Source organism: Rhizobacter sp., from assembly GCF_046595475.1.
Lineage (GTDB): Bacteria > Pseudomonadota > Gammaproteobacteria > Burkholderiales > Burkholderiaceae_C > Rhizobacter.
Genome location: NZ_JBKJOQ010000039.1, coordinates 95,133 through 107,411 on the forward strand (window position 1 = coordinate 95,133; position 12,279 = coordinate 107,411).

Below are 12,279 nucleotides of genomic sequence, written 5' to 3' on the forward strand. Positions count from 1 at the left end.
GAAGAGACTGGAAATCGTCAAAGCCCCGGTCGGGTCAAGGGACTCAGCCGAATCAACAGCCCTGCGCGCCTGTGATCGCACGCCCCGCCGCGCGGCCCGCGGGATGCGCTGGCGCCCCAGGCGCGCTTGGGCATGAACATCAAAGCAAAACGCCACGCGGGCGATGCCAGCGTGGCGTTCTTTTGAGTTGCAGCCGCCTGGCGGCGGCCACATTTCACACTTCGAAGGCGCTGACGAGCGTGGTCAATCGGTGCGTTTGATCGCGCATCGACTCGGCCGCGGCGGCTGCCTGTTCTACCAGCGCCGCGTTTTGCTGCGTGGTTCGGTCGATTTCAGAGATGGCGTTATTCACATCTTCGATGCCGGTGGTCTGTTCTCGGCTCGCGGCGCTGATCTCGCTGATGATGTCGGCCACCTTGCGCACCGACTTCGTCACCTCGCTCATGGTGCGCCCGGCTTGGTCAACCAAGCTTGACCCCGTCTGCGTGCAGCTCACGGCGGAGCGGATCAGGGTTTCGATTTCCTTGGCGGCCTGGGTGGTGCGCTGCGACAGGGTGCGCACTTCTGCGGCCACCACCGCAAAGCCACGGCCATGCTCGCCGGCGCGCGCGGCTTCAACAGCCGCATTCAGCGCCAGGATGTTGGTCTGGAACGCGATGCTGTTGATCACCGCGATGATGTCGGCGATCTTGCGCGAGTTTTCGTTGATTTCGCTCATGGTGCCCACCACCTTGCTCACCACCGCAAGGCCCTCGTCGGCTTGCTGCGCGGCGCCTTGCGACAGGCCCTGCGCGTGCACGGCGTTTTGCGCGTTTTGCTTCACGGTGACAGTCAATTGGCTCACGCTCGACGCAGTTTGCTGCAGCGCGCTGGCCTGTGATTCGGTGCGTGACGACAAATCGGAATTGCCGGTGGCAATTTCAGTCGATGCGCCGTTGATGGCCTCTGCGCCCGAGCGCACCTCACTCACCATGCGGGCGAGGCTGTCGCGCATTTCTCTCAGCGCCGACAGCAGGTGCGCGGCTTCGTCGCGGCCGCTGACCGTGATCTCGGATGTGAGGTTGCCTTTGGCCACGAGAGCCGCGGCGTTCATCGCCGTGTGCAACGGGCCGGTGATGCTCAAGGTAAGCCGCCAGGCCATCAGTGCGGCCAGCGCCAGCACCACGGCACCCGCGGTCGCAATGGTCCAGTCGGTGACGCGGCTGCGGGCATTGGCTTGCGCCGTCGCGTCAGCAGTGTGTTGCTTTTGAATGCCAATGAATTTGGCCAACTCGGTGTTGGCGCGAATCAGCAAGGGATCGATCTTGCTCGTGATGACGCTGGCTGCTTGCTCGGTATTGAACTGGGCGGCCAGATCCACCGCTTCCTTGAAGTGCGCATCCATCTGCCGGTCTATCTCGGCCAGGCTTTGGAATACCGCGCGCTCTGCATCGCTGAGTTGATTGGCTTCCAGCTTGGTGCGCGTGGCCAGGTAGTTGGCGCGCTCCTTCTTCGCTTCCGCCTCGTCTTTTTGCACGGCCTCCATCTTGCTCTGCAGGCCCATGTTGCGCACGGCAACGGCACTGCTGAGCAGCGCGTGGCGCATGGCAACGGCGTGATCTTCTTGCGTGGCCGCGGTCTGCAGCGTTTGTTGCAATGCGCTGCGGCTGGCGGCATTGCTCAGCATGGAGCCCGCCAGAAGGGCACTCGCAGACAGCAAGATCACGCAAAAACCCAAGCCGAGCCGGGTTCCAATGTTGAGGTCACGCAGATTCATGCTGATGGCTTCGATTCGAGTGAAGGCTATGCCTGCAGGAGCAAGGGGCGCGCCGGTTCACGCCGTACGCGCGCGCCAGGCTCAGCCTTTGTAAATTCCGCAACCGACCAGCGTGTCACCGACACGCTCGAGGTACATGGCCTTGCCTTCGATCTTTTGCGTCACCGGGTTGAGGAACTTGTAGCCGTCGACCCAGCCTTTGCCCTTTTCCTTGGCCAGGTCTACGAACATCTTGATCAGCGGTTTGCCGTCCGGGTCTTTCAGGCCAATCAGGTCCTTGCCCACCAGCTTGGGGTTGGCGCCTTGGGCGAGGTTCTTGCCATTCAGGTCGTAGACGATGATGTACAGGTCGCGGTCTTTGAAAGACTTGCCATTTGTGAACTCGTCGTAGGCCTTTTCAGGGCCGTTGGCCTTGATGAAGGCCACCGCCTTTTTCACCATGGCCTCGGCCTCGGCGGATGTGCCTTGCTCGGCGTAGGCCGAACTCACCATGGCGAGGCTCACCAGCGCTGCGCGCACAAAGCCGTTGAAAAGTGACGTGATCTGCATTGCGTTTCTCCTGTGTAAAGGCGATTGACTTTCGGGCGCCAAGCTGGGCGGCCCAAGGTTTTGAACCTGGCTTATCGGCATTCTTGGCGAGAGCTTGAGTGGTCAATGCAAGGAATTGGCAGCATTTCAGGTTTCTGTTCGCACGCCTTCCCGATCCAGGTGCTCACCGGGTACGCAGAGCAGGCGGTGCGCGACACGCCGCGTCTCTTGATCCGTCAAATCAGCCTTTCCACCGGCCTCTTGCGCCACACCAGCCGGTAGAAGCCCGTGTGCAACAGCAGCATCGCCACGAAAGTGAGCACATAGGCCCACCAAATGCCCACCATGCCCATGCGCGCGTTGAGCCACCACGCCGCGGGCAGCTCGATGCAGACGATGCCGAGCATGCCCAGCGCCGTCGGTGCCCACACCACACCGCTGGCCCGCATCACGCCCACCAGCACCATGGCCGCACCCCGCAAGAGCATGGTCCAGGCCACCAGGTGCAGCAGGTGCAGCGCGAGGGCGATCACCTGGGCGTCAACCAGAAACCAGCCCAGCACCGTGCGCGCCATGGCATAGGCGACGGCCACGAACGCGCCGGTGAACAGCAGGTTGAGCCACAGGCCTGTGCGCACGATGTTGCCCAGCGACCCGGCGCGCCCTGCACCGATGGCATGCGACGCCAGCACGGTGGCCGCAATGCCCATCGACATCGCCGGGAACTGCAACCAGCTCATCAACTGCGTGACCGCACCGTAAGCGGCCGTGGCGTTGGAGCCGTGGCGGTTCACCAAACCGAGCAGCACCAACTCGGCCAACGCCATCGTGAGCAGCTGCAAGCCAGTGGGAAGGCCCAGGCGCAGCAGCTTGCGTGCGATCGTCGGGTCGAAGCGGACCGCTCGCAGCAGGGTCGGCGTCGGCGCCAGCGGGTGGTCTTTGCGCCGCCAGTACCAGAGCGTCCAGGCCATCGCCAGCGCGAAGGCCAACAAGGTAGACACGGCCGCACTGCGCACGCCCAGTTGCGGCAGGCCGGCGCTGCCGCGTATGAACATCGGCGTGCACAGCATGGCGACCGCCGTCACGATCAACAGCGTCCACAAGGGCGAGATCGCATCGCCCACTCCGCGGCTGAGCGAGGTCAACAACCACAGCATGAAAAAGAGCGGCATGCCCAACAGCATCAGGCGTGCATAGGCGCTGGCCTCGGCCAAGACGTTGAGCGGCGTGCCCAGCGCCCGCATCAACTCAGGCGCCCACCAGCCCCCGAGCAGGCTCACCACCGCCCCCACACCGAGCGCGATCACCAAAGCGGTACCCGCAACGGCACGTACCGCCACCAGATTGCCGGCACCCCAGGCCTGGCCCACCAACACGGTGGCACCCGAGCTGAGCGCGATGGCGATGGTGAGGAACACAAAGAACAAGGGAAAGAAGGCCGAGACAGCGGCGAGCGCGTCTACACCCATCATCTGGCCGAGATAGATGCCATCAAGCGTGCCCGAGACCCCTTGCAAGATGTTGGTCAGCAGCATGGGAACCAGAATGGCGGTGTACGGCTTCCACAGCGGCGGTGGGCTGGCGGCGCTGGCGGTTTGAGGGGGTGCGAGGGCAGACATGGCAGTTTCCTTTGGGCAAAGCGGTGGCTTAACGCTGCGGGAAACGCAGCGCTAACGAATTAAGCGATGGGCGTGATTTGAGCGACTACGTGGCCGTCACTCGGGGGAAGTGACACCGCCTTCGTTGGAGGTCAGGCGAAGCGCGTGGGTGCGCACATCGAGCGGCCACTGGGCCATGAGTTCGACCAGGCGGGCGCGGTCGTCGGCGAACAAGGCACGGGTGGCCTCTTCGAAACCGGGCTCGTGGCCGGCCATCACGCGCATGAACTCGTAGGCGCGCTCATGCACACGCCGCTTGAGCCCTTCGGGGCTGCGGCGCGCGGCTTCGATCAGTTTGCGCAAGGCCACCGAAGCACCGCCGGCCTCACCGGCCAGCCACTCCCAATGGCGCGGCAGCAGCGTCACCTCGCGTGCCACCACACCGAGCTTGGGGCGGCCGCGGCCGCGTGCCTCGGTGGCGGGCACTTCGGCGCCGGCAGCGGGCGCGGAGCGCGCCAAGGCGCGCTGGCGCAAGTCGTCTTCCGTGGTTTCAAGGTGCAGGTCGACGACCTGGCCGTTGCGGTTGTTGAAGATCAGCGGGCGGCCGCCTGTGCCCGCTGCCCGCTTGAGCGCAAGGGCCACGTCAACCAAGCTTCCGCTGGCCAGGTGGGTGCTGCCGTTGAAGGCGGAATAGAGGGCGGCTGTCGTCATGGGGCGTATTTTGACCCGGGTTAAATTCTTAGTCAATATCACCCGGGCAATATATTTCACGCCCGAGTCGAGGTTGGCGCCCGATGGACGCCGCTGGTGTAACGGTCTTGGGTGTAGCGCCGGAACCCGCCCACTAAAATCGCGGCTGGCTCTCATTCCCCTGCATCAGCCCGATGCGCCTCACCCCATGAACCTGTCTGCCCTCACCGCCCTTTCCCCGCTCGACGGCCGTTATGCCCCCAAGGTGGCGCCGCTGCGCGCGCTGCTGTCAGAGTTCGGCTTGATGCACCGGCGCGTGCAGGTGGAGGTCGAGTGGCTCATCGCGCTGTCAGATGCGGGCTTTGCCGAGTTCAAACCCCTCACCGGCGCGTCGCGCGGGCTGCTGCGCGGGCTGGTGTCGCGCTTTTCCGAAGCCGATGCACAAGCCATCAAAGACATCGAGAAGACCACCAACCACGACGTGAAGGCCGTGGAGTACTGGCTCAAGAGCCGCTTCGAAAACACGCCCGAGCTCAAGGCCGCCAGCGAGTTCGTGCACTTCGCCTGCACCAGCGAAGACATCAACAACACCAGCCACGGCCTGATGCTCAAGGCCGCACGGCAAGACGTGCTGCTGCCCACCATCGACAAGATCATCACCGTGCTGTCAGCGCTGGCGAAAAACCTGGCCGACGTGCCCATGCTGGCGCGCACCCACGGCCAGACGGCGAGCCCCACCACGGTCGGCAAGGAAGTGGCCAATGTGGTGGCACGTTTGCAGACTGCGCGCCTGCGCATTGCCGACGTGAAGCTGCTGGCCAAGATGAACGGCGCGGTGGGCAACTACAACGCCCACCTCTCGGCCTACCCCGATTTCGATTGGGAGGCCTTCAGCCGCAAGGTCATCGAGGGGCAGCTGGGCCTGAGCTTCAACCCGTACACCATCCAGATCGAGCCGCACGACTACATGGCCGAGCTGTTTGATGCGATCACGCGCACCAACACCATCCTCATCGACTGGTCGCGCGACGTGTGGGGCTACATCAGCCTGGGCTACTTCAAGCAGCGCACGAAAGCCGGCGAGATCGGCTCCAGCACCATGCCGCACAAGGTCAACCCCATCGACTTCGAAAACGCCGAAGGCAACTTCGGCCTCGCCAATGCGTTGCTCACCCACTTGAGCCAGAAGCTGCCCATCAGCCGCTTCCAGCGCGACCTGACCGACAGCACCGTGCTGCGCAACATGGGCGTGGCACTCGGCTACGCGCTGCTGGGCTACGACAGCCTGCTGCGCGGCCTCGGCAAGCTGGAGGTGAACCGCGCTGCGCTGGCCGCCGATCTGGACGATGCCTGGGAGGTGTTGGCGGAACCCATCCAGACGGTGATGCGTCGCTACAAGCTGGCCAACCCCTATGAGCGCCTGAAAGAGCTGACCCGCGGCAAGACGATCACGCGCGAGGCGATTCAGGCCTTCATCGAGACGCTGGAGATTCCGGCGGCCGAGAAGACTCGGCTGCTGGCGATGACACCGGGCAGCTACACCGGCCTCGGGGCCGAGCTCGCGAAACGCATCGGCTGAACATGAAATTCACCGACCAACTCGCCGCCGCCCAACGCGCCAACGACTCGCTGCTGTGCGTGGGCCTAGACCCCGAGCCCGCCAAGTTCCCCGACAAGTGGAAAGGCGACGCCGGCCGCATCTACGACTTCTGCTCGGCCATCGTCGACGCGACCAAAGATGTGGTTTGCGCCTTCAAGCCGCAGATCGCCTACTTCGCTGCCAACCGTGCCGAAGACCAGCTCGAGAGGCTGATGGCACACATCAAGCGCGTCGCGCCGCATGTGCCCGTGATCCTCGACGCCAAGCGCGGCGACATCGGCAGCACCGCCGAGCACTACGCAACCGAAGCCTTCGACCGCTTCGGTGCCGACGCCGTCACGCTCAACCCGTACATGGGCCTTGATTCCGCCGCACCTTTCCTGCAGCGCAACGACCGCGGCTGCGTGTTCCTGTGCCACACCTCGAACCCGGGCGCGCGCGATTTCCAGGAACTCGCGGTGGCCGATGGCACGGGCGGCAGCGAGCCGCTCTACCAGCGCATCGCGCGCACCATCGCAAATGACTGGAACACCGATGGCAATTGCGCGCTGGTGGTCGGCGCGACCTTTCCGGAAGAACTGAGAGTGATCCGCGGCATCGTCGGCGACATGCCGTTGTTGATTCCCGGCATCGGTGCCCAAGGTGGCGACGTGGAAGCCACCGTGCGCAACGGCAAGACTGCGAATGGCACGGGACTGATGATCAATTCCTCGCGCGGCATCCTGTATGCCTCGCAAGGTGCGGACTACGCAGAGGCCGCGGCCGACGCCGCGCGCCGCTTGCGCGACGAGATCAACCGCTATCGCTGAGCCTGCTCAGCCAAGCAGCCCGAGCCGTGGCGTGGCGAAATTACCGAGCCCCGGGAAGATGGTGGGCATGTCGCCCGCCGGCACGCCCAGCCAGTTGGCCATGGTGGCGCCGTATTGCTGGATGGAGGTGGTCGGGATCATGCGGCCGCGGCCCATGGCCTGCTCGCCATCCAGCTCGAGCAGCGGGTAGTCGCCCCACACGCGGCGCCCCTGCAACGATCCACCGTTCGCCGCAGAACCGCCCATCACCAGTTGCACGCCACCCCAGCCGTGGTCGGTGCCGTTGCCGTTGCTGTTCAAGGTGCGCCCGAAATCGCTCATGCTGAAGGTTGATACCTGGTTGAGCATGCCGATTTCCTGCAGGCCCGCGCGGAACGCCACCAGCGCACCCGCCAGTTGCGACAACAGCGCGGCGTGGCGGGTCGGCTCCATCTGGTTGTCGTGGGTATCGAAACCGCCCAGGCCGGCGTAGAAAATTTGCCGCTGGTGGCCGATCGCCGGACCGCGGCTGACCTTGATCATGCGGGCGATCATGCGCAGTTGCGCGGCGAGTTGGGTCGCCGGAAACGCGGTGGCGATATCGCCGCCATTGGCCGGGTCCAGCGCCGTGCGCAACGCGCCATTGACTGCGAGCGACGTCTTGCCGATGCCGGCATAGCGGCCCTGCATGACCTGGGACTGGCCGGCTTGCAGCAACTCGTTCAGCGCCTCCAGCCGGATCGCGTCGGCGCGACTGCCGCCGGCGGACATGCGCGCAAGCTCGCTGGGGCCGCTGCTGGAGATGGCATACGGCAGCACCGAGGCGCCGCTCTGGTACAGGTTGTTGCCGAAGATCGAGATAGTCGGCGGCAAGGCCGTCAAGCCGCTGTTGAGCGATGCGATGCGGTCGCCCGCAAGCCCACCCCATCCATTCGCGCTGCGGGTGCCGGTGGAATGCCCGCGCATCCACTGGCGCTGCTGGTCGTTGTGCGAATACAGGTAGGGCGGCAACGCTTTGCCGCCGGGGAATCCGACCTCGGGCTTGCGTACCGGTTCCACCAGGCTGCCGACATTGGCGAGGAAGGCGAGTTCGCCTGCATCGAACAACGGCTTGGCGGCCGCGAACGCCGGATGCAGGCCCCAGGTCTTGCCGCCGGTATCGACGACCGTGGCCAAACTGTCGCGCGCGATGCCAAGCCCGAACGGATTGCCGGTGGCGTCGTAGATGCCGCCCCGGCTGCGCTGGTAGATGTCGTATTCGGCCTGCGCATGCGGGACCAGCATGTTGTAGGAGTCGTTGCCCCCGTACAGGAAGATGCAGACCAGCGCGCGGTACTCACCCTTGGTGGGTGTAGCGGCCAGCGCGCGGCCCATCAATTCCATCTGCGGGAACATCGCGCTGGCCGCCCCGCCTGCAACAAGGGCACCGAGCCCGTGCAGGAAGCGGCGGCGATCATGGCGGGTGGAATGGGTCATGGCTTGGATCCTTGCAGGGCGCAGCTGAGGCCGGTGGGTCGGGTCAACGCTGGATCGCGTAGTCGGGAGACATCAGCGCAATCAGCAGCAGCGAGCGGGCGCGTTCGGAGGATGTGCGGCCGTCACTGCGCAGCGCGTCCAGCATGCGGGTCATGCTGCCCGCGCTGGCGGTGGACAAACCGCCCGCATGCAGCAGCAGGTTCACGTCCTGGACCATGCCGGCGTGGTCGCCGGCGTCGGCAAGCTGCACCAGCCGGGTGATGTCCAGCACCGGCGCGTTGGTGGTCGCGGTCGGGGCTGCGGTGCTGGCGTAGTTCCACACCAGCGCATCGCTCTGGTTGTGCCCGGTGGTGAAGGTGGATTCGTTGATGATCTGCAGTTCCGGCGCGAACGCACCCGCGGTGCCACTGGTCGTGGGAATGCGGTAGTCGGGCTCGAAGAAATTGAACACCGATGGCGCGCGCAGGGAATCCTGGGAAATCGTCAGGGTGAGGTCTGCGGTGTTGCCTGCGCGGAAGCGCAGGCTGCCATCGGCGGGCGGCACATACCGCGCCTGGTAAGCCCGCCAGGCGTGGGCGATGCGCAGCAACGGCTCGCGCGGTTTGCCGAAGGTGGCGTCGCTGGCAGCGGGCAGGTTGCGCGCTTCGCCGTCGAGCAGGATCGCGCGCAGCACCGTGCCCAGGTTGCCCCCACTGCCGCTCCAGGCCTGGGCCACGCGACGGATGTAGTCCGGACTTGGATTGCTGGTGACGAAACGCTGGATCAACTGGCGGCTGATGAAGGGCGCGGTGCTGGGATGGGTGCTGAGCGCATCCAGCGCGCGCTCAAGGTCCGCAACGCAGTCACTGCCGTTGCTGATCACGATGCCGCGGAAGATTGCCTTCGGCTTGTCGTCGTGGAACGCGGGATGGCATTCCATCGGCGCAAACGAGCGTGCATCCACGCGCGCGTAATTCGCGTCCGACAGACCGGCGTAGGTCCAGCCAGTGAAGACCCGCGCCATCGCGGCAACCACGGCAGAGTCGTACGTGGGAACAGGCTGGCCTGCACCGTCCAGCACCGGAGAGAAATCCGGGCTGCGTTCCTGCAGGCCGATGCTGAACAGCTGCATCGCCTCGCGTGCGTAATTTTCGTCCGGCACGATTTTGCCGTCCGCAGTGGCTTTGCGGTTGCCGGCATGGCTCAGGTACACGCCCATCGCCGGGTGCAGGGTGACCGCCTTGAGCAGGCTGCGATAACTGCCAAATGCATTGCGCGACAGGGTGTCCTGATAGTCGGCAATCCGCGGAATCTGCGCCTGGCCGCTCTCGAAATCGGAAACCACGAAGATCTCGCTGAGCGCGAACGCCATGCGCATGCGGAGCTGGTCCGGACCGGTGGCTGCCTGCCACAACCAGGCGTTGCGCCGATGGGACTGGGTCAGATCCGTTGCTGCCAGTCCGTTGGCCTGGATCTGCTGGATGTGCGGCAGCACCAGGGTCATCGGAGTGGCCGTCGGGTCCAGCTGCTGGTCCAGCCATTGCGCATAACCGAGCGATTGCACGCGGGCAATCTCGGCGCGGGTCGGGCCGAAGCTGGCCTGCGCGAGGAAGCGCGCGGCTTCGACTTCGCTGATCGCGGCTACAGTAGGCGGCGGCGGGCGCGGCGCGATGGGCGGGGCGTTGGGGGCTCTACTCCCGCCACCGCCGCAGGCTGCCAGCAAAACGCTGCACGCGCACAGCAGACCGCCAGCCCAGCGCAAGCGCCAAACGGGTGCCAGATGGTGTTCGGCCGGTTGACGTTTGATCGACATGATTGGAGCTCCCCAGCCCTGGCTACGGTACAATCTGCCTTGCACGTTCGCATTGCGAACGGTTTGGATCAACTGCCAACGCCTGCCCGCGGATTCGGTTGACAGCCGATAGGCGCCGCCACGGCATCAGCGGCGGGACCGTCCTCGCAAAGCGCCCAGCGCTGCCATCGGAAACCGGCACCAGATTGCTGCAAACACGAGGGCCGACACCAGCACGCCGCGTCGCGGGCCTTCGAACCTGCGGTAGTAGCGCCAGAACCCGCGGTGCTTGTGCCACTCGACGAACAGCGGGCGGCTGCGCGACGACACGCCGCGCACATGCACTACCCGCACATCGTTGGCCACGGCGACACATGCGCCTTTTGCGCGCGCGCGCCGGCACAGGTCCAAGTCCTCGACGTGCAAGCGGTACGCTGCGTCAAACCCGCCGATCTGCACGAACAAGCTGCGCGGCAACAGCATCAAAGCGCCTGACACCGCATCCACGGGTTGCAGGGTGGCTTCGGGATCGACCCCGACCCCGAGCGCTGCCCGCGACGGGTTGCGCAGCATTGCCGCAAAGTCCGGATCGCGCCGACGCGACGCAACATCGCGCACGCCGTCGTCGTCGACCAAATCGGCGCCGACCAGCGCAGCGCTGAAACCCTCTGCATGCACGCGCATGCGCGCCAGCGAATCAACCTCGACCAGGCAATCCGGGTTGACGAAGGACAGCCATGGCGCCTTGCAGTCGGCAGCGCCCTGGTTGCAGGCCACGGCGAAGCCGGGATTGTCCGGATTGGCGATAAAACGCAGGCGTGGATCGGCCAGGGCGTGGCGCTGCGCAATGTCCAGCGAGCCGTCGTCGGAGGCGTTGTCGACCACCCGGATCTCGGCGACCTCGGTGGCGACGCGAAGCCGCGTCAGGCATTCGTCGAGCGTCGCCGCGCTGCGATGCGAGACTACGATCGCGGCGATCGCGTTCTCGTTCATGTCGGTTCCGTGGGGTCGCCAAACAAGTCGCGCTGCGCAGATCCGGCAGCGCGTTGCGCGAGTTCGGCGCCCAGCTGCGCACGCAGGCCATGCAGCGGATCCTCCATCAGGAAGTGCGCCAGCCGCGCATGCCAGCCGGGCCAGCGCACCGACAGCCGATCCATGTCGCCATGCACGGCGCAGCCTTCGTCATTGCGCAGCACGAACGTGGTTTCGCACAACGCATTGCGCCAACCCAGTCCCGACAAGCGCAACGAGAAATCGATCAGGCTGGCATACCAGGAACGATAGCTGGCTGCATCCAGTCCGCCGGCGCGGGCGCGCGCGATGCCGCGGATCAGCACCGCGTGGCCGACCGCCGACGGCAGGTCCGGATGCCGCGTCGACAGGCGCATGCAGGCCTCGGCCAGCGCGCCGGGGGCATGCTCGATCGCCGCCATCTCGCCGATCCGCGGCCATGCAGCGGCTTCGCCGGCATTGCTCCACGGCGTGGCGGTGGCGATGACGGCATCGCGCGCAAGGCTGGCCGCCAGTTGTTGCAGCCAGCCAGGCGCGGGTTGCGCGTCGCTGGCCAGCACCGCCACGTCACCCGCACCGCAGGCGCGCAGGGCTTGGTCGATATGCGCGGCCTCGCCGATGCTCGCAGCGCGGCGCGTGTGCGCGGCTTGCAGGCGGGTGCGGGACAGCCAGCGTTCGATGATCGCGGTGGCGCGCGGTCCCGCCTGGGCGTCGTCGGCCAGCCACACCCGGGTACCGGCGGGCGTGCCGGCGTCGAGCGAGGCCAGGCAGGCGTCCAACGCCTCCTCGTCGGTGCCGACCGGCACCAGCACGATGGGCAGCGCAGTGGCTGGCGAGGACGCAGCTGGGTTCACTGCGTCCGGCGGTTGTAGAGCGGCTCCAGCGCGCGGAAGCGGCGTCCGTATTCGTCGGTGAGGTTGCGCGCTTCCTGCGGATTGCGCACGACGGTCGGGGTGATCAGCACGATCAACTCCTCGCGACGATTGCTGGTGCCCTGCTGGCCGAACAGGCCGCCGATCACCGGGATCCGGCTCAGGCCGGGGATGCCGGAGGAACTGCGC

General features: G+C 65.8%; 11 protein-coding genes. 2 read left to right on the top strand and 9 right to left on the bottom strand.

All coding sequences use genetic code 11. The features are described 5' to 3' along the window. Nucleotides 1-214: 214 nt before the first annotated feature. The 4 genes from AC30QB_RS07415 to AC30QB_RS07430 all read right to left on the bottom strand — a co-directional run bounded on the left by AC30QB_RS07415 (nt 215) and on the right by AC30QB_RS07430 (nt 4,593). Entirely contained in the window at nt 215-1,756 is a 1,542-nt protein-coding gene (locus AC30QB_RS07415) for a methyl-accepting chemotaxis protein (RefSeq protein WP_489545554.1), read from the bottom strand. An 81-nt stretch (nt 1,757-1,837) separates the two neighbouring features. Further along, a complete protein-coding gene (locus AC30QB_RS07420) occupies nt 1,838-2,305 on the bottom strand; it encodes a cache domain-containing protein (RefSeq protein WP_489545555.1) in 468 nt (155 codons plus the stop codon). A 215-nt stretch (nt 2,306-2,520) separates the two neighbouring features. Then, entirely contained in the window at nt 2,521-3,903 is a 1,383-nt protein-coding gene (locus AC30QB_RS07425) for an MATE family efflux transporter (RefSeq protein WP_489545556.1), read from the bottom strand. Between the two features lie 96 nt (nt 3,904-3,999). Next, complete coding sequence (locus AC30QB_RS07430; RefSeq protein WP_489545557.1) at nt 4,000-4,593, bottom strand: DUF2239 family protein; 594 nt, start codon at nt 4,591-4,593, stop codon at nt 4,000-4,002. Nucleotides 4,594-4,780: 187 nt separating this feature from the next. Between AC30QB_RS07430 and purB the strand changes: the two genes are divergently transcribed. Together purB and pyrF are read left to right on the top strand one after the other, a co-directional pair. Next, nucleotides 4,781-6,151, top strand: a complete 1,371-nt coding sequence (gene purB, locus AC30QB_RS07435; protein WP_489545558.1) for an adenylosuccinate lyase — start codon at nt 4,781-4,783, stop codon at nt 6,149-6,151. 2 nt (nt 6,152-6,153) lie between these two features. Further along, nucleotides 6,154-6,981, top strand: a complete 828-nt coding sequence (pyrF, locus tag AC30QB_RS07440; RefSeq protein ID WP_489545559.1) for an orotidine-5'-phosphate decarboxylase — start codon at nt 6,154-6,156, stop codon at nt 6,979-6,981. Nucleotides 6,982-6,987: 6 nt separating this feature from the next. Here the strand turns inward: pyrF and AC30QB_RS07445 are convergent, their stop codons facing one another. The 5 genes from AC30QB_RS07445 to AC30QB_RS07465 all read right to left on the bottom strand — a co-directional run. Next, on the bottom strand, nt 6,988-8,436 hold the full coding sequence (locus tag AC30QB_RS07445; protein WP_489545560.1) for a DUF1501 domain-containing protein: 1,449 nt from the start codon (nt 8,434-8,436) through the stop codon (nt 6,988-6,990). Between the two features lie 43 nt (nt 8,437-8,479). After that, the gene (locus AC30QB_RS07450) at nt 8,480-10,228 is read right to left on the bottom strand and encodes a DUF1800 domain-containing protein (protein ID WP_489545561.1); all 1,749 of its coding nucleotides are present in this window, start codon (nt 10,226-10,228) and stop codon (nt 8,480-8,482) included. Nucleotides 10,229-10,354: 126 nt separating this feature from the next. Then, entirely contained in the window at nt 10,355-11,200 is an 846-nt protein-coding gene (locus AC30QB_RS07455) for a glycosyltransferase family 2 protein (protein ID WP_489545562.1), read from the bottom strand. Continuing rightward, entirely contained in the window at nt 11,197-12,072 is an 876-nt protein-coding gene (locus AC30QB_RS07460) for a glycosyltransferase family 2 protein (RefSeq protein ID WP_489545563.1), read from the bottom strand. Before AC30QB_RS07460 ends, AC30QB_RS07455 begins: the two co-directional genes overlap by 4 nt. Next, nucleotides 12,069-12,279: hypothetical protein (locus AC30QB_RS07465; RefSeq protein WP_489545564.1), on the bottom strand; the 211-nt coding region annotated here is incomplete at its 5' end. The genes AC30QB_RS07460 and AC30QB_RS07465, both read right to left, overlap by 4 nt.